Source organism: Frateuria soli (assembly GCF_021117385.1).
Lineage (GTDB): Bacteria > Pseudomonadota > Gammaproteobacteria > Xanthomonadales > Rhodanobacteraceae > Frateuria_A > Frateuria_A soli.
This window is the reverse complement of record NZ_CP088252.1, coordinates 2,662,470-2,679,304: the sequence shown is the minus strand read 5'-3', so window position 1 is coordinate 2,679,304 and position 16,835 is coordinate 2,662,470. Positions and strand designations below refer to the sequence as shown.

Sequence of the window (16,835 nt, the reverse complement as noted above, 5' to 3'; positions counted from 1 at the left end):
GGTGCGCCCGCGTTCGTGGCCGTGGCGTACAAACCGGCCCGCCACGCGGATGCCGCCGCCAGGCACTGACCTGGATCAGTGCGGAACCCGGCCGGCGCGCCGATACTCTGCGGCGATGACCCACGTAGTGACCGAGAACTGCATCAACTGCAAGCACACCGACTGCGTGGAGGTGTGCCCGGTCGACGCCTTCCACGAGGGACCGAATTTCCTGGTCATCAACCCGGACGAGTGCATCGATTGCACGCTTTGCGTGGACGAGTGCCCGGTAGGCGCGATCTTTCCCGAACTGGACATCCCGGCCGGCCAGGAGGGCTTCCTGGCGCTCAACGCCGAGCTGGCGCGCGAGTGGCCGGTGATCACCACCCGGATCCCGGCGATGGAAGACGCCGAGCGCTGGGACGGCGTGCCGGACAAGTTGCCACTGCTCAAGCGCTGATGCTTCTGGCCTGCAGCCTCTCCTCCGGGAGAGGGTTGGGGTAAGGGGTTGGAGGGTCGCGGAGAGGTTGATTTGCCGCGGCTCTTGCGGTTCCGCGACCTGGCTTGCCTGCGGCGGGCGCCGGGACGTGCCTACAGGCGTGCGCGCTCTGCTCCCTCTCCCCGGCGGGGAGAGGGTTGGGGTGAGGGGCCAAGGCTGGCCTCGAACGTCGGATAGACGAGGGCGCTGGCTGGTTTTTTTCTCGAACCGCGGCCCTCACCTCGTCCTCGCCCGCGCATCGGTCAGGGCAGGGAGAGAGAGTAGGCGGAATCAAGCCTCAATCCTTCTGCGGCAGCCGCCGCAGGTTGAGCGCGTAGCCGGCGGCCAGCACCAGCGCGACCACGGCCTGCGCCACGGTCGACTGCCAGGTCGGGTAGATCCCCAGCAGTTCGATGCGCGGCAGCGGCGCGGTGACCACGCCGATCCAGCCGGCCTCCTGCAGTGCCGCGATGCCCTTGCCGGTGAGCACGATCGCCAGCAGCGCGATCAGCGCGGAACTGGCCGAGAAGAACTTGCCCAGCGGCAGCCGCCGGCTGGTGCGCAACAGCAGCCAGGCGATCGCGGCGAGCGTCAGCGCACCGGTGCCGATGCCGCCGAGCAGCCAGCCGCGCGGGCCCTCGCTCCACATCGCCACGTAGAACAGGATGGTTTCGAACACCTCGCGGTAGACCGAGAGGAAGGCCAGGCCGAACAGGAACCAGGCCGAGCGGTCCAGCGTGGCGGCCATCTTGGCTTTCAGATACGTCTGCCAGCGTCCACCCACGCTCTTGCGGTGCATCCACAGGCCCACGCACAGCAACACGGCCGCGGCAAACAGCGAGGAGAGCCCCTCGGTCAGCTCGCGTCCGGCGCCGCTGATCGCCACCGCGTAGCTCGCCACGGCCCAGGTCGCCAGCCCGGCGAGCAGCGCCAGGCTCCAGCCGGCATGCACGTAGCGCAGCATCGCCGGACGCTCGGCCTTGCGCAGGAAGGCGAGCAGGGCGACCACCACCAGCAGCGCCTCCAACCCTTCGCGCACCAGGATGGTCCAGGCGCCGAGGAAGGCCGACGCGGCATCCGCCGACCCGCCGGCGAGGGTGGCCTGGGCACGCTCGAGGAGAGCGTCGGCGGCGCGCTGGCTGGCTTCCACGTCGGCGCTTCCGCTGGCCACCGCGGTGCGGTAGGCGCCCATGGCGGTTTCCAGTTGCGCGCGCAGCGCGCCGTCGCGCGCGCTCAACTGGGGTTCGACCGGCTCGACGCCGTCCAGGTAGGCCGAGAGAGCCAGCCGCTGCGCCTCGCCGCGGTCGCCCTGCCGCCAGGCGGCAAGGCTGGCGGCCAGCCGTTCGCGCGCCAGCGCCAGGCCGGAACGGGTCTGCGGCAAGGCGTGCGGATGGGCGCGCAGGTAGCCCAGGATCGCCTGCGCCTGCCGTTCCCCCAGCACCGGTGCCAGGTCCGCCACGCGGGCGCGCGTAAGCTCCTGCAGGCTGGCCAGGTGCTGCCGTGCGGCGGGGTTGTCCTTCCACGCGCGCGCGCCTTCATCCGCACGCGGCGCATAGGCCAGGGTGCCGACGTAGAAGGCGAGCGACCAACGGTCCTCGACCGGCAACTGGTCGGCATAGCCGCTCATCGCCGTGCCCTTGACGCCCTGGCTGATCGCCTCGAACAGCGACAGCACGCTGCGCTGGTCGGCGCGCGCGCGGTCGGTGAAGTCGATCGGCGGGGGATCGAGCCCGGCCGCTGCCGGACCCTTGCCGTTCCCGCCGGCGCCATGGCAGGCGGCGCAAGCCTGCTGGTACAGCGCCGCGCCGCGGGCGAGCTCGGGCATGTGCGCGGGAGCGGTGGGCACGGGGTAGGTGGCGAGCAGGGCGTTGGCCAGCGTGTGGGCCTGGCGGGCCACGTCGGCGGTGGAGGCCTTGCCGTCGATCAGCTGCACCAGTTGCGTCGCCTGGGCCTGCAGGGCCGGCGACGCCGGGCGCGCCGGCAATTGCGCCAGGCGCTGGCGCACGGTGCCGGCGAACTCGCGCATCTCGGCGTATTCGGAGGCGCTGGTCACCTGGCCGTCGCGCACCGCGCCGGCGTAATCGGTGGCCAGGTAATCGAGCATCTGCCAGGTCTGGCTGACCGTGGCCGGCGCCGGTTCGCCCGCCGTGGCGGGAGCGCCCGGCGGGGTCTGGGCGAAGGCCGGGCACCCGGCCGCCAGCAGGGTCGTGGCCAGGACCAGGGCTGCCCACTTGTTGAGAATGCCTATCATTGCGTAAGTATAGGCCGTAACCGCAAGCGTCGCGGCAGGCGTGTCCGGATGCCGCAGCGGAGGCATCTCGGGCCGCTCCCCGTGCGCCGCCGGCCTTCGCGGCGCGCAGAAAAAAGCCGGGACGTGTGACGGTCCCGGCTTTCCCTGGTGGAACGCCCGCCCGGGGGCGGGGGGCCTTTACCGGGCCACCACCCGCACCATTTCCAGGCACTTGTTCGAATAGCCCCATTCGTTGTCGTACCAGCTGACCAGCTTGACGAAGGTGGGATCGAGCGCGATGCCGGCGTCGGCGTCGAAGATCGAGGTGCGCGCGTCGCCGCGGAAGTCGGTGGCGACCACCTTGTCCTCGGTGTAGCCGAGGATGCCCTTGAGCGCGCCCTCGGACTGCGCCTTCATCTCCGCGCAGATCTCCGCGTAGGTCGCCGGCTTCTCGAGCTCGACGGTGAGGTCGACCACGGACACGTCCGAGGTCGGCACGCGGAAGGACATGCCGGTGAGCTTCTTGTTGAGCTCGGGGATCACCACACCGACAGCCTTGGCCGCGCCGGTGGAGGAGGGAATGATGTTCTCCAGGATGCCGCGACCGCCGCGCCAGTCCTTGTTGCTCGGGCCGTCGACCGTCTTCTGCGTGGCGGTGGCGGCGTGCACGGTGGTCATCAGGCCGCGCTTGATGCCCCACTTGTCGTTGAGCACCTTGGCCACGGGCGCCAGGCAGTTGGTGGTGCACGAGGCGTTGGAGATGATCGCCTCGCCCTTGTAGGTCTTGTCGTTGACGCCGTACACGAACATCGGCGTGTCGTCCTTGGACGGTGCCGACAGGATCACCTTCTTCGCGCCAGCGTCGAGATGCTTCTGCGCCGCTTCCTTGGTCAGGAACAGGCCGGTCGATTCGATCACCACGTCGGCGCCCACCTCGTCCCACTTCAGGTTGGCCGGATCGCGTTCCTGGGTCAGACGGATGCGCTTGTCGTTGACCAGCAGGTGGCCGCCGTCGACCGAGACCTCGCCCTTGAAGCGGCCATGCACCGAGTCATAACGCAGCATGTAGGCCAGGTAGTCCGGCTCCAGCAGATCGTTGATGGCGACGATTTCGATGTCCGCGAAATTCTGCACGGCGGCGCGCAGCACGTTGCGGCCGATGCGGCCGAAGCCGTTGATCGCGACCTTGATGGCCATGGGCAAGCATCCTCTTGGGTTCGATGGAGCGGTGAAGCGGCGGCGCTCGGGCCGCCGAAAACGCGCATTTTAGCGCCGATCGGGGTCACGGGGCCGTATACCGCTCGGTCCGCTTGTGCCTTTGGTCAGCCTGTCCAGGCAGGTATCGCCGCGGCGGCGCTGTCCCGACTGCCTGCACACGTGCCGCGGCATACTCCGGCAGGCGCCGAGTCCCCGGGAGTGTAGCCATGCAGGCAAAGATCACATCCTTCTTCCACGCCTCCACCTCCACCTGGAGCTACCTGGTGCAGGATCCGGCCACCGGCGAGGCGGCGGTCATCGATGCGCCGCTCGACTTCGACCCGGCCAGCGGCGTGCTGGGCCACGCCAGCGCGGCGGCGATCCTCCAGGCGGCCGGGCGCGACGGCGCGCGGCTGCGCTGGATCCTGGAAACGCACGCGCACGCCGATCACCTGTCCGCCGCAGCCTGGCTGAAGGAGTCGACCGGCGCGCAGACCGCGATCGGCGCCGGCATCGAACAGGTGCAGGCAACCTTCCGGCAGCGGCTGGGCCTGGAGGACGAACCGGAGCTGGATCGCCACGCCTTCGACCGCCTGCTGCACGACGGCGACGAGCTGCCACTGGGCGGGCTGGCCATCGGCGTGGTCGCCACGCCCGGACATACCCCCGACAGCCTCAGCTACCTCGTCGGCGACGCGGTGTTCGTCGGCGACACCGTGTTCTCGCCGCAGGCGGGCACCGCACGCTGCGATTTCCCCGGCGGCGACGCGCACGCGCTGTTCCAGTCCGTGTGGCGCATCTACGGCCTGCCGGCGACCCGCATGTTCCTGGCGCACGACTATCCCGCTGACGGCGCGGAGCCGCGTGCGGAAGTGCCGGTCGCCGAGCAGCGGGCGACGAACACGCACATCCGCGAAGGTATCTCCGAGGATGCGTTCGTGGCGATGCGCAGGCAGCGCGACGCGGGCCTGCCGCCGCCCCGCCTGCTGTGGCCGTCGCTGCAGGTGAACATCCGCGGCGGTCGCCTGCCGCCGCCGGAGGCCAACGGCGAGCGCTACTTCAAACTGCCACTGCAGGTGCGCGACTGAGCCGCTGTGGCACACTGGCCGGCCCTTTCCCTGCAGTTTCCCCCGGATGATCGTCCTGCGCCGTTTTGTCGTTGTCCTGCTCGCCGGTTTCCTGTTGCTTCCCGAGGCCCACGCCTGGGGTCCGGACGGCCACCGCATCGTCGCCGAGATCGCCCAGCGCCACCTGGATCCTGCCGCCGAGGCGCAGGTCGCGCGCCTGCTCGCCGGGCACGCGGACCGGCTGGCCGAGGTCGCCAACTGGGCCGACGACATCCAGGACGATCCCGCGCAACAGGCGTTGTGGAAAGCCACGCGCAGCCTGCACTACATCAACTTCCGCGGTCCCGATTGCGCTTACCAGCCGCCGCGCGACTGCCGCGACGGGCGCTGCGTGGTCGCCGGCCTGGCCCACTACGTCGCCGTGCTCGGCGACCCCGGCCAGAGCGTGGAGGCCCGGCGCGAGGCGCTGGAGTTCGTGGTGCACTTCGTGGGCGACGTGCACCAGCCGTTGCACGCCGGCTACCGTCCCGACAAGGGCGGCAATACCTACCAGGTCCGGTTCCAGGGCAGGGGCAGCAACCTGCACCGCGTCTGGGACTCGGGGATGCTGCGCACCCGCGGGCTGGACTGGCAGGACTACGCGCGGTGGCTGGATGCGGGCGGACCGGCCGGGTTGCCGCCGGTGGCCGATGCGCCGTTCGCGACGTGGGCCGAGGAGTCCTGCCGCCTGAGCCGGGACGTCTATCCGCCCGGCCACGGGATCGACGCGCCGTATGTGGAAGCGGAACTGCCGCTGGCCGAAAGGCGACTGCGCGAGGCCGGCCGGCGCCTGGCGGCACTGCTCAACCGTACGCTGGGGTGATGTCCACCTCGTCACATTGCATACGATTGCAGCTCATCCGCCCGGTCACCGGCATCTGCTAGCCTCGCGGCATGAACGCCCAGCCCCCCCTGCGCCGCACCAAGATCGTCGCCACCCTTGGCCCCGCCACCGATGCGCCGGGCATGCTCGCGAAGCTGATCGCCGAGGGAGTGGACGTGGTTCGCCTGAACCTCTCCCACGGCCAGCCGCAGGACCACCGCGCGCGCGCCAGGGCGGTGCGCGAAGCGGCGCAGGCGGTCGGCCGCGAGGTCGGCATCCTGGCCGACCTGCAGGGCCCCAAGATCCGCATCGAGAAATTCGCGCACGGTCCGGTCGAACTGCACCCGGGCGACCCGTTCGTGCTCGACTGCGCGCCCGACGCCCCGCCCGGGGACAGCACCCGTATTGGCGTCAGCTATCACCAGCTGCCGCAGGATGTGGCGGCCGGTGACGTCCTGCTGCTGGACGATGGCCTGGTCGCGCTGCGCGTGGTCGCGGTCGAGGGCGCGCAGGTGCGCTGCGAGGTGCTGATCGGCGGCAAGCTGTCCGACCGCAAGGGGCTCAACCGGCAGGGCGGCGGCTTGTCGGTGTCCGCGCTCTCGGACAAGGATCGCTCGGACATCCGGCTGGCCGCCGAAATCGGCGCCGACTTCCTCGCTGTCTCGTTCGTGCGCTCGGCCGCCGACATGGAGCAGGCCCGTCGCCTGCTGCGCGAGGCCGATGGCCAGGGCGCGCTGGTCGCCAAGATCGAGCGCGCCGACGCGATTCCCGTGCTGGGCGAGATCATCGATGCCTCCGACGCCGTGATGGTCGCGCGCGGCGACCTGGGCGTGGAGATCGGCGACGCCGAACTGCCGGGTCTGCAGAAGAAGATCATCCGCGAGGCGGTCGCCCGCAACCGCGCGGTGATCACCGCCACGCAGATGCTGCAGTCGATGGTGACCGCGCCGATCCCGACCCGCGCCGAGGTGCTCGACGTGGCCAACGCGGTGATCGACGGCACCGACGCGGTGATGCTTTCGCAGGAAACCGCCGCCGGTGCGCACCCGGACGTGGCGGTGGCCGCCATGCGCCGGATCTGCCTGGGCGCCGAGCGCCAGTTCGAGCCGAAGGAAGACTTGGCCACGGCGGTCCACCGGCTCGACCGCGCCGACCAGGCCATCGCGCTGGCCGCGATGGTGCTGGCCGGGCAACTGGGCGTGCGTGCGCTGATCGCCCTGACCGAGTCGGGCGCCACCGCGCAATGGCTCTCGCGCTACCGCAGCGCCGTACCGATCTATGCGCTCTCGCCCAGCGCCGACGCGCGCCGGCGCATGTTGCTGCTGCGCGACGTGCAACCGGTCGCCTTCAACGAGGTCAGCCAGAGCTCCGCGGCCAATGCGCGAGAGGCGGTGCGCCAGCTGTTCGCGCAGGGCAAGCTGGCCGAGGGCGACCGCGTGGTGCTCACCCAGGGCGACCGCGTCGGCGCCGGCGGCGGCACCAACACGCTCAAGCTGCTGCTGGTCGGCGCCGAGGGCATCGTCGAAAGCCTGCGCGACCTTTAAGCATGGCTCTTTGCGTTCGCCTGCTCTCCCCGCCGGGGACAGGATTGAGGTGAGGGGCCGGGGCTCGCCGGAAACCCCCTTCGAAACCAGGCTCGCATTCGCGCCAGACAAGCCCCCCTCAGCCAAACCTTCAGGGGAGGGGAGCAGGAACGTCACGGGCCATCCCGTCCACACGGCGCTACACTGACCAGCCCCCACACCAGGAGGTTGCCATGAACCCGACCGTCCGCCGTCTCGTCTTCGCGACGCTGCTGGCCGCCGGCTTGCCGGTGGCGGCACAGTCGCAGCACAGGGTCGACCCGCAGCACCTGTACGACTACTGGATCCTCCTGAACCAGAACGTCGCCGTCGACGTGCCCAACAGCGCACGCAACGTCAACCAGCCCGGCTGCGCCGCGGTGAGCTACATGATCGGCTCCGACGGCGTGCCCCGTGACCTGAAGGTGGAGAAGGTGGTGCCCGAGGGCGACTTCGGCCAGATCGCCATGAGTGCCGTCTCCAACTTCCGCTACGGCCCGGCGCTGTCCAACCGCAACCACGATCCGGTGAACACCTACTACGTGGTGCCGTTCAACGCGCCCTCCGACGCCGCCGGCCAGAAGCAGGTCATGGCCCCGTGCCGCCTGCCGGGCTACGAAAGCTAGCCTTGCCGCGCCGTCACCACGGCGTTGACGTCGAGTCGCTATAATCGGCGGTTCTTTGACCTGCCGTCCCGTTCGGGGCGGCGCAACCCATTGCGGTGACCCCGCCCCGTCTGAACGGAGTCGTTTCATGAGCATCGAAGATCTCGAAAGCATCGCCCAGGCGATGGTCGCGCCCGGGAAGGGCATCATCGCCATCGACGAATCGACCAATACGATCAAGAAGCGCTTCGAGGCGGTCGGCATCGAGAACACCGAAGAGAACCGTCGCGCCTATCGCGAGCTGTTGCTCACCACCCCGGGCCTGAACGAGCACATCTCGGGCGCGATCCTGTTCGACGAGACGATCCGCCAGAAGACCAGGGACGGCGTGCCGTTCACCGAGGTGATGAAGAAGAACGGCATCATTCCGGGCATCAAGGTCGACAAGGGCCCAGTGCCGCTGGCCGGCTTTCCGGGCGACGTGGTCACCGAGGGCCTGGACGGCCTGCGCGAACGCCTGGCCGAGTACGTCAAGCTGGGCGCGCAGTTCGCCAAGTGGCGCGCGGTGATCAACATCTCCGACGACAATCCCAGCTCGACCGCGATCGAGGCGAACGTGCACGCGCTCGCCCGCTATGCGGCGCTGTGCCAGGAAGCCGGCCTGGTGCCGATGGTCGAGCCGGAAGTGATCATGGACGGCGACCATTCGATCGAGGTCAGCTACGAGGTGCACGAGGCCGTGCTGCGCAGCCTGTTCAACGCGCTGTACGAGCAGAACGTGATGCTCGAGGGCACCATCCTGAAGGTCAGCATGGTCATCCCCGGCAAGAACTGCGAGGAGCAGGCCGAGGTCGAGGAAGTGGCCGAGGCGACCGTGCGCGTGCTCAAGAGCACGGTGCCGGCTTCGCTGCCGGGCATCGTGTTCCTCTCCGGCGGCCAGACCGACGAGCAGTCGACCGCGCACCTGAACGCCATGAACCACATCGGCCCGCATCCGTGGCCGCTGTCGTTCTCCTACGGGCGGGCCATGCAGCAGGCAGCGCTCAAGCTGTGGGCCAAGGACATGAAGGCCAACTACGCCGAGGCGCAGAAGACCGTCGCCGCGCGCGCCAAGGAGAATGGGCTGGCGGCGCTGGGGCAGTGGAACGGCTGAGCTGTCGCAAAGCATGGGTAGGAAAAGGGCGCCACAAGGCGCCCTTTTCCTTTGCTCCTCTCCCCCCGGCCCCGCGGGGAGAGGAAGTCAGATGCGCATCCCGCGGAGGACCTTCCTCTTTACCCCCTCTCCCCCAGCTGCGCCGGGGGAGAGGGAGTCGAATGCGTACTCTGCGGTGGGCCTTCCTCTTTGCCCCCTCTCCCCCGGCCCCGCCGGGGGAGAGGGCTGGGGAGAGGGGGAGGCCTTTCGTCCTTCATGGCCGTTCGCCCAAGCGCAGCCTGTCCAACTGGGCTTCCCGACATGGCGTCTCCGTCGCGGATGAAGAGCCTCCCCCTCTCCCCAACCCTCTCCCCAGCTGCGCCGGGGGAGAGGGAGTCGAATGCGCACGCTGCGGAGGATCTCTTCATTGCGCCCTCCCCCCTGGCGCTGCCGCAGGAGAGCGAGCCAACATGCACACTCCGAAGACGGGCCAAAAAGAAGGGCGCCCGGAGGCGCCCTTCTTTCCATGACGGCGCATCCTTGCGCCCGCAACATCAGAACCGGTACTCGGCGCTGACCGACACCATGTTGGTATCGAGGTTGACGTTGTTCTTCGACGCGTCGTAGTGGTCGTAGTTCAGGCCGATGCTGGCGTTGTTGCTGAAGTCGTAACCGATGCCCGCGCCGGCATACCAGCTGGTGTCGTCCAGGCTCTTGCGGACCGGGTCGACGTCGTTGCTCAGACCGTGGCCCTTCCAGCTGTACAGGCCCGTGCGCGCACTGACGTACCAGTTCTGCGCGACGTTGAAGTGGCCGTTCACGCCGGCGGTCCAGCCATGCAGCTGCGAGCGGCCCTGGTCGACCACGTCGTTGCTGTTGAACACGTTCTTGACGTGGATGTTGCCCAGATCGTTGTAGCCGGCCTCCACGCCGATCGCCACGAACGGATCGACCGACCAGCGGTAGCCGCCGCCGATGGCGTAGCCGGTCGCATGATCGTCGTACGGGCCATGGCTGATCGAGGCGCGGCCCACGTTGCCGTTGACGAACCAGCCGTCAGTGTGGGTCGGCGCACTCTGTGCGAACGCGGCGGGAACGGCCAGCAGGCCAGCGGAAGCAAAGGCAAGGGCAAGCAGCGTCTTTTTCATGGGAGATTCTCCTGTTGTTGTGGCGATCGTGGGGGATCGATCGCTTGCGTGCGCCAGTAATGGGGAATGGACGACACGCGACTCCTTGGATGCGGCCGGCGCGCCAAAGATTCAATGCGCATGAGGGCGCCGGTAATTCACGGTTAAGTTGGCCTGCCTCTCCGGGGGTCGCGCAACCGTCTGGCGCCTCACCATTGAACCGGGCGCGACCTGAAGATCCGCGTTATCGGGCAGCGGGCGGTTAAGGGCGAATTAATCGCCACGACAGGGGGCTGTGCGTGTCGACGCGACAGCCATCCCCCGATCGGCGACAATTGGCGCTTTGCCGCTTGCCCGGAGACTTCACCGATGACCACCCGCCGCGAACTCGCCAACGCCGTGCGCGCCCTCGCCATGGACGCCGTCGAGGCGGCCAAGTCCGGCCACCCGGGCATGCCGATGGGCATGGCCGACATCGCCGAAGTGCTGTGGAACGACTTCCTCAGGCACAATCCGGCCGATCCGAAGTGGCCCAACCGCGACCGCTTCGTGCTCTCCAACGGTCACGGGTCGATGCTGCAGTACGCGCTGCTGCACCTGGCCGGCTACGACCTGCCGATGGCCGAGCTCAAGCGCTTCCGCCAGCTGCATTCGAAGACCGCCGGTCATCCCGAATACGGCCACACGCCCGGCGTGGAGACCACCACCGGACCACTGGGCCAGGGCCTTGCCAACGCGGTCGGCTTCGCACTCGCCGAAAAGGTGCTGGCGGCGCACTTCAACCGCCCCGGCCATACCGTGGTCGACCATCGCACCTACGTGTTCCTGGGCGACGGCTGCCTGATGGAAGGCATCTCGCACGAGGCCTGCTCGCTGGCCGGCACCTGGGGTCTCGGCAAGCTGGTGGCGATCTACGACGACAACGGCATCTCCATCGACGGTGAGGTCCATGGCTGGTTCACCGACGACACTGCCAGGCGCTTCGAAGCCTACGGCTGGAACGTGATCCGCGGCGTCGACGGCCATGACCCCGAGGCGATCAGGCGCGCGATCACGCAGGCGACCGCCCAGTCCGACAAGCCCACGCTGATCTGCGCCAGGACCATCATCGGCTTCGGTGCACCACACAAGCAGGGCAAGGAAGAAAGCCACGGCGCGCCGCTGGGCAAGGACGAGATCGCCGCCGCGCGGCAACAGCTCGGCTGGAACCATCCGCCGTTCGAGATTCCGGCCGAGATCTATGCAGGCTGGGACGCCAAGGCCGCCGGTGCCAAGCGCGAGCAGGAGTGGAACGCCGCGCTCGATACCTACGCCAAGGCACACCCGGAGCTGGCCGCCGAGTTCAAGCGCCGCCTCGCCGGCGAACTGCCGGCCGACTGGGCCGGCAAGGCGCAGGCCTACATCGCGAAGATGCAGTCCGAAGGCCCGGAGGTGGCCTCGCGCAAGGCCTCGCAGATGGCGCTGGACGCCTTCGGCCCGCTGCTGCCGGAACTGATCGGCGGCTCGGCGGACCTGGCCGGTTCCAACCTCACCAAGTGGAAGGGCAGCAAGGACGCCGGCAACGGCAACAGCAGCGAAGGGCAGGGCAACTACGTCTACTACGGCGTGCGCGAGTTCGGCATGACCGCGATCGCCAACGGCTTGGCGCTGCACGGCGGCTTCATTCCCTACGACGCCACCTTCCTGGTGTTCTCCGACTACGCGCGCAACGCCGTGCGCATGAGCGCACTGATCCCGGCGCACGCCATCCACGTCTACACCCACGACTCCATCGGCCTGGGCGAGGACGGCCCGACCCATCAGCCGGTCGAGCACCTGGCCAGCCTGCGCTACATCCCGAACAACCAGGTGTGGCGCCCGTGCGACGCGGTCGAGTCGGCCGTGTCCTGGAAGGCTGCCATCGAGCGCAAGGGCAACCCGGCCTGCCTGGTGTTCTCGCGTCAGAACCTGAAGCACCAGCAGCGCAGCGAGCAGCAGGTCGCCGACATCGCGCGCGGCGCGTATGTGCTGTCCGACCCGGCCGACACGAAGTTCAAGGCGATCATCATTGCCACCGGTTCCGAGGTCGAACTGGCGATGGAGGCGATGCGCACGCTGGGCCAGCAGGGCGTGCCGGTCCGCGTGGTATCGATGCCGTGCACCGAGGTGTTCGACGAGCAGCCGCCGGAGTACCGCGAGGGCATCCTGCCGTCCTGGTGCCGCGCGCGGGTGGCGGTCGAGGCGGCCACGGCCGACTACTGGCGCAAGTACGTGGGCCTGGACGGCGAGGTCATCGGCATGACCGGCTTCGGCGCCTCGGCACCCGCACCGCAGTTGTTCGAGCACTTCGGCTTCACCGTCAGCCACGTGGTGGATGCGGTCAAGCGCACGATCGGCTGATCACAAGCTGGGCTCCTCCCCTGCATGCAGGGGGAGGTTGGGAGGGGTTGGCCCGTTCGGAGCCTGCAGAGCACCCCTCCCCAACCCTCCCCTGCAAGCAGGGGAGGGGCAGATCTCATTCAGGGTGCTCGCTTTGCTCGACCGTGATGTCTGGCGGTCGCGCACAGGTGTGCTCCTGCCAACAAGCAGACCGTGTCAGACGCCCGGATCGAGCAGCGTGCCAAGTTCCTCGGGCGTGGCGGCGATCGCCGCGGCGCCGGCCTGTTCCAGCTCGGCGCGGCTGCCGAAGCCCCACAACACCCCGATGCCGCGCACGCGATTGGCCACCGCGCCCTCGATGTCGAAGTGCCGGTCGCCGATCATCACCGTCTCCTTCGCCTTGGCGCCGAAGTCCGCCATGGCGGCGGCGACCATGTCGGCCTTCTCGCTGTGTGCACTGGACGGGGCCGGCCCGTACAGGCGCAGGAAGGCATGACCGAACGGCAGCTGCGCCAGGATCGGTTCGGCATGCCGGTGCGGCTTGCCGGTGACGATGGCCAGCTGGTGGCCGGCGTCGAGCAGGCGGCCGATCAGCGGCTCGATGCCGGGGTAGACGGTGTGCTCGCGCCAGCCGTGCGTATCGAAACGCTCGTGGTAGTGCTCGATCGCCGCCTCGACCCGCGCCGCGTCATGGCCCAGCAGCGGCGCGAAGCTGTGCCGCAGCGGCGGGCCGATCCAGCGACGCAGGTCCTCCGCGGCCGGGATCGCCACGCGCAGGCGCTCCAGCGCGTGCTTCACGCACGCGGTGATGCCGTGCTCGGAATCGATCAGCGTGCCATCGAGGTCGAACAGGCAGAGCATCAGCCGTTCGCACGCGCCTTGAGTGCGGCCACCGCCGGCAGCTCCTTGCCTTCCAGGAATTCCAGGAACGCGCCGCCGCCGGTGGAGATGTAGGACACCTTGTCGGCGATGCCGTACTTGTCCACCGCGGCCAGGGTGTCGCCGCCGCCGGCGATCGAGAACGCGCTGGAGTCGGCGATCGCGTGCGCCAGCGTTTCGGTGCCCTTGCCGAAGGCGTCGAACTCGAACACGCCGACCGGGCCGTTCCACACCACCGTGCCGGCTTTGGCGATCAGCTCGGCATAGCGGCGCGCGGTTTCCGGGCCGATGTCGAGGATCATCTCGCCGTCCTTGACCGCGTCGACCGGCTTGACCGTGGCTGGCGCATTGGCCGAAAACTCCGGCGCCACCACCACGTCGACCGGCAGCGGCACCTCGGCGCCGCGGCGCCTGGCGTCCGCGATCACCTTCTTGGCCGCCTCGATCAGGTCCGGTTCGTACAGCGAGTTGCCCACGCCATGGCCGGCCGCGGCGATGAAGGTGTTGGCGATGCCGCCGCCCACGATCAGCTGGTCCACCTTGCCAATCAGGTTGTCCAGCAGCGTGAGCTTGGTCGACACCTTGGAACCGGCCACGATCGCCAGCAGCGGTTTCGCCGGCTGTTCGAGCGCCTTGCCCAACGCGTCCAGTTCGGCCCACAGCAGCGGACCGGCGGCGACCTGCGGCGCAAAGCGGATCACGCCGTGGGTGGAAGCCTGCGCGCGGTGAGCGGTGCCGAAGGCATCCATGACGAAGACGTCGCACAGCGCGGCGTATTTCTTCGACAGCGCCTCGTCGTCCTTGCCCTCGCCGACGTTCATGCGGCAGTTTTCCAGCACGACGACTTCGCCGTCGGCAACGTCGACACCATCCAGGTAATCGGCGACCAGCCGCACCGGCGTGCCGAGCTTGTCGCCCAGCCACTTCGCCACCGGGGCGAGCGAGGACTCGGCGTCGAACTGGCCTTCCTTCGGCCGACCCAGGTGCGAGAGCACCATCACTTTCGCGCCGGCATCGCGCGCCGCCTCGATGGTCGGCAGCGCGGCATCCAGGCGCTGGGTCGAGGTGATGCGGCCCTCGTCGATCGGCACGTTCAGGTCTTCGCGGATCAGCACGCGCTTGCCGCGCAGCTCCAGATCGCTCATGCGGGTGATGGACACGGCGCCACTCCTCAGGGAAAGGGATTGCAGTTCGACCGGATGCGCCCGGCGAGGGCGCGAACCGCCTATTGTCCGGCGCGGGTTCCGATGATGCAACGCCGCAACCGGGCGAGGCGGTGCGCCGTCGGGACGCGCGTGGCGGCACCTGCCCGGTTTATCCTGCCACCACTATCGGCAGGGAGAATCTCCATGGCAGCGGAACTGTTGGCGTTGTACGGCTACTGGCGCTCCAGCGCGGCGTACCGCGTGCGCATCGCGCTCAACCTCAAGGGGCTGCGCTACGAGACGCGCCCGGTGCACCTGCTGCGCGACGGTGGCGAGCAGCATGGCGACGCCTACCGCGCGCTCAATCCGCAACAGCTGATCCCCTGCCTGCGCGACGGCGAGCGGGTGATCACCCAGTCGATGGCGATCATGGAGTACCTGGAAGAGACCGTCGCCGAGCCGCCGCTGCTGCCGGCCGATGCACGCAGCCGCGCCCGCGTGCGCGCGCTGGCGCTGGCGGTCGCCTGCGACATCCATCCGCTGGGGAATCTGCGCGTGCTGCAGTACCTGGAGGGCGAGCTGGGAGCCGACGAGGCACGGAAGCTGGCCTGGTCGCGGCACTGGATCGAGACCGGCTTCGACGCGCTGGAGGCGATGCTGGCCAACAGCAGCGCCACCGGCCGCTACTGCCACGGCGACATGCCGGGCCTGGCGGACGCCTGCCTGGTGCCGCAGGTGTACAACGCACTGCGCTGGAAGCTGCCGATGGAACGCTGGCCGACCATCGCGCGCATCCACGAGGCGTGCAACGCGCTGGAGGCGTTCCAGCAGGCCCTGCCCGAGCGCCAGCCGGACGCGCCGTAAACGTTCATTACCTGCGGGGCCACCGCTTTGCTCCCTCTCCCCTCCGCGGAGAGGGTCGGGGTGAGGTGGCCGGGGCTCGCGAAGATGCTTGCCTGTGTGATGGGTGGGCTGCAATCGCCGCGGCTTCGAGCGGTACTTCGCCGCCAGTGCGGCCCCTCACCCGGCCCTCATCCGCGGAGGGGAGAGGGCGCAAAGAAAGGGCGCATCGCTGCGCCCTTTTTTCTCGGTCGGAGCTTAGAACCCCAACCCGTACGGATCGTTTCCGACCAGTTCGGTGGCTTCGGCACCGCCGCCTTCGGACAGGCGGATCTTCAGCGCCAGGCCATCGCGCGAGTCGGCCTTGGCCAGCGCCTCCTCCAGTTCGATGCGCCCGCTCTTGTAGAGCTTGTACAGCGACTGGTCGAAGGTCTGCATGCCTTCCTGCAGGCTGCGGTCCATCGCTTCCTTGATCTCGTGGATCTGGCCACGGCGGATCATGTCGCGGATCAGCGGCGTGTTGAGCAGCACCTCCACCGCCGGCACGCGGCGACCGTCCTTGCCGATCACCAGGCGCTGGCTGATCACCGCGCGCAGGTTGAGCGCCAGGTTCATCAGCACGTTCTTGTGCGCCGATTCGGGGAAGAAGTTGAGGATGCGCTCCAGCGTCTGGTCGGCGTTGTTCGAATGCAGCGTCGCCAGGCACAGGTGGCCGGTTTCGGAGAAGGCGACCGCCGCCTCCATCGTGTCGGTGTCGCGGATCTCGCCGATCATGATCACGTCCGGCGCCTCGCGCATCGCGTTCTTCAGCGCCTCGTGGTAGCTGTGCGTGTCCAGCCCGACCTCGCGCTGGTTGATGATCGACTTCTTGTGGCGGTGCAGGTACTCGATCGGGTCCTCGATGGTGAGGATGTGGCCCGGCGAGTTGGAGTTGCGATGGTCGAGCATCGCCGCCAGCGTGGTCGACTTGCCCGAGCCGGTGGCGCCGACGACCAGGATCAGGCCGCGCTGCTCCATGATCAGGTCGCGGAAGATGGTCGGCAGCTGCAGTTGGTCGATCGAGGGGATCTCGCTCTTGATCGCGCGGATCACCATGCCCACTTCGCCGCGCTGCTTGAACACGTTGATGCGGAAGCGACCGGCTTCCTTCACCGCCAGCGCCATGTTGAGCTCCAGGTCGCGCTCGAACTGGGGTACCTGGCCCTCGTCCATCAGCGAGTAGGCGATCTTCTTGACCATGCCGCCAGGCAGGCCGGTGTTGCCCAGCGGGTAGAGCTTGCCCTCGACCTTGATGTTCACCGGGGCGCCGGTGGTCAGGAACATGTCCGACGCGCCCTTGTCTACCATCAGCTTGAGGAAGTAACCGATATCCAC

14 protein-coding genes are annotated in these 16,835 nt (G+C 68.8%); 8 read left to right on the top strand and 6 right to left on the bottom strand.

The genetic code is table 11. The features are described from left to right. Positions 1-115: 115 nt before the first annotated feature. On the top strand, positions 116-439 hold the full coding sequence (gene fdxA, locus LQ771_RS12265; protein ID WP_231349695.1) for a ferredoxin FdxA: 324 nt from the start codon (positions 116-118) through the stop codon (positions 437-439). A gap of 316 nt (positions 440-755) precedes the next feature. Here the strand turns inward: fdxA and LQ771_RS12260 are convergent, their stop codons facing one another. Further along, positions 756-2,708: an FTR1 family protein gene (locus LQ771_RS12260; protein WP_231349694.1), complete on the bottom strand. Its 1,953-nt coding sequence runs from the start codon at positions 2,706-2,708 to the stop codon at positions 756-758. A 177-nt stretch (positions 2,709-2,885) separates the two neighbouring features. Then, positions 2,886-3,884 carry a type I glyceraldehyde-3-phosphate dehydrogenase gene (gene gap / locus LQ771_RS12255; RefSeq protein WP_231349693.1) on the bottom strand — a complete coding sequence of 333 codons (999 nt, stop codon included), beginning with the start codon at positions 3,882-3,884 and terminating at the stop codon, positions 2,886-2,888. 227 nt (positions 3,885-4,111) lie between these two features. Between gap and LQ771_RS12250 the strand changes: the two genes are divergently transcribed. The 5 genes from LQ771_RS12250 to LQ771_RS12230 all read left to right on the top strand — a co-directional run bounded on the left by LQ771_RS12250 (position 4,112) and on the right by LQ771_RS12230 (position 9,133). Beyond that, positions 4,112-4,972, top strand: a complete 861-nt coding sequence (locus tag LQ771_RS12250) for an MBL fold metallo-hydrolase (protein ID WP_231349692.1) — start codon at positions 4,112-4,114, stop codon at positions 4,970-4,972. A gap of 46 nt (positions 4,973-5,018) precedes the next feature. Further along, on the top strand, positions 5,019-5,813 hold the full coding sequence (locus LQ771_RS12245) for a S1/P1 nuclease (RefSeq protein WP_231349691.1): 795 nt from the start codon (positions 5,019-5,021) through the stop codon (positions 5,811-5,813). A 71-nt stretch (positions 5,814-5,884) separates the two neighbouring features. Further along, positions 5,885-7,357 carry a pyruvate kinase gene (pyk, locus tag LQ771_RS12240; protein ID WP_231349690.1) on the top strand — a complete coding sequence of 491 codons (1,473 nt, stop codon included), beginning with the start codon at positions 5,885-5,887 and terminating at the stop codon, positions 7,355-7,357. Between the two features lie 212 nt (positions 7,358-7,569). After that, entirely contained in the window at positions 7,570-8,001 is a 432-nt protein-coding gene (locus LQ771_RS12235; protein ID WP_231349689.1) for an energy transducer TonB, read from the top strand. 127 nt (positions 8,002-8,128) lie between these two features. Beyond that, entirely contained in the window at positions 8,129-9,133 is a 1,005-nt protein-coding gene (locus LQ771_RS12230; protein WP_231349688.1) for a class I fructose-bisphosphate aldolase, read from the top strand. A gap of 533 nt (positions 9,134-9,666) precedes the next feature. Here the strand turns inward: LQ771_RS12230 and LQ771_RS12225 are convergent. Continuing rightward, positions 9,667-10,260 (bottom strand): porin family protein, encoded by a 594-nt coding sequence (locus LQ771_RS12225; RefSeq protein WP_231349687.1) that lies wholly within the window; start codon positions 10,258-10,260, stop codon positions 9,667-9,669. 348 nt (positions 10,261-10,608) lie between these two features. On the opposite strand from LQ771_RS12225, the gene tkt reads away from it, so the two are divergent. Then, positions 10,609-12,618, top strand: a complete 2,010-nt coding sequence (gene tkt / locus LQ771_RS12220; protein ID WP_231349686.1) for a transketolase — start codon at positions 10,609-10,611, stop codon at positions 12,616-12,618. A gap of 195 nt (positions 12,619-12,813) precedes the next feature. Here the strand turns inward: tkt and LQ771_RS12215 are convergent, their stop codons facing one another. Both LQ771_RS12215 and LQ771_RS12210 read right to left on the bottom strand, forming a co-directional pair. Next, entirely contained in the window at positions 12,814-13,458 is a 645-nt protein-coding gene (locus LQ771_RS12215) for an HAD hydrolase-like protein (protein WP_231349685.1), read from the bottom strand. Continuing rightward, a complete protein-coding gene (locus LQ771_RS12210; protein WP_231349684.1) occupies positions 13,458-14,636 on the bottom strand; it encodes a phosphoglycerate kinase in 1,179 nt (392 codons plus the stop codon). The genes LQ771_RS12215 and LQ771_RS12210 overlap by 1 nt, the downstream gene beginning before the upstream one ends. 189 nt (positions 14,637-14,825) lie before the next feature. Here LQ771_RS12210 and maiA point away from each other — a divergent pair, with 189 nt between their 5' ends. Further along, positions 14,826-15,485 carry a maleylacetoacetate isomerase gene (gene maiA / locus LQ771_RS12205; protein WP_231349683.1) on the top strand — a complete coding sequence of 220 codons (660 nt, stop codon included), beginning with the start codon at positions 14,826-14,828 and terminating at the stop codon, positions 15,483-15,485. A 234-nt stretch (positions 15,486-15,719) separates the two neighbouring features. On the opposite strand, the gene LQ771_RS12200 is transcribed toward maiA, so the two are convergent. Continuing rightward, positions 15,720-16,835 carry a PilT/PilU family type 4a pilus ATPase gene (locus LQ771_RS12200; protein ID WP_231349682.1) on the bottom strand — a complete coding sequence of 372 codons (1,116 nt, stop codon included), beginning with the start codon at positions 16,833-16,835 and terminating at the stop codon, positions 15,720-15,722.

Bases quoted from the DNA above. Each gene is read 5' to 3' on its own strand.
- fdxA (WP_231349695.1), top strand. From the start codon at position 116: ATGACCCACGTAGTGACCGAGAACTGCATCAACTGCAAGCACACCGAC.
- LQ771_RS12260 (WP_231349694.1), bottom strand. From the start codon at position 2,708: ATGATAGGCATTCTCAACAAGTGGGCAGCCCTGGTCCTGGCCACGACC.
- gap (WP_231349693.1), bottom strand. From the start codon at position 3,884: ATGGCCATCAAGGTCGCGATCAACGGCTTCGGCCGCATCGGCCGCAAC.
- LQ771_RS12250 (WP_231349692.1), top strand. From the start codon at position 4,112: ATGCAGGCAAAGATCACATCCTTCTTCCACGCCTCCACCTCCACCTGG.
- LQ771_RS12245 (WP_231349691.1), top strand. From the start codon at position 5,019: ATGATCGTCCTGCGCCGTTTTGTCGTTGTCCTGCTCGCCGGTTTCCTG.
- pyk (WP_231349690.1), top strand. From the start codon at position 5,885: ATGAACGCCCAGCCCCCCCTGCGCCGCACCAAGATCGTCGCCACCCTT.
- LQ771_RS12235 (WP_231349689.1), top strand. From the start codon at position 7,570: ATGAACCCGACCGTCCGCCGTCTCGTCTTCGCGACGCTGCTGGCCGCC.
- LQ771_RS12230 (WP_231349688.1), top strand. From the start codon at position 8,129: ATGAGCATCGAAGATCTCGAAAGCATCGCCCAGGCGATGGTCGCGCCC.
- LQ771_RS12225 (WP_231349687.1), bottom strand. From the start codon at position 10,260: ATGAAAAAGACGCTGCTTGCCCTTGCCTTTGCTTCCGCTGGCCTGCTG.
- tkt (WP_231349686.1), top strand. From the start codon at position 10,609: ATGACCACCCGCCGCGAACTCGCCAACGCCGTGCGCGCCCTCGCCATG.
- LQ771_RS12215 (WP_231349685.1), bottom strand. From the start codon at position 13,458: ATGCTCTGCCTGTTCGACCTCGATGGCACGCTGATCGATTCCGAGCAC.
- maiA (WP_231349683.1), top strand. From the start codon at position 14,826: ATGGCAGCGGAACTGTTGGCGTTGTACGGCTACTGGCGCTCCAGCGCG.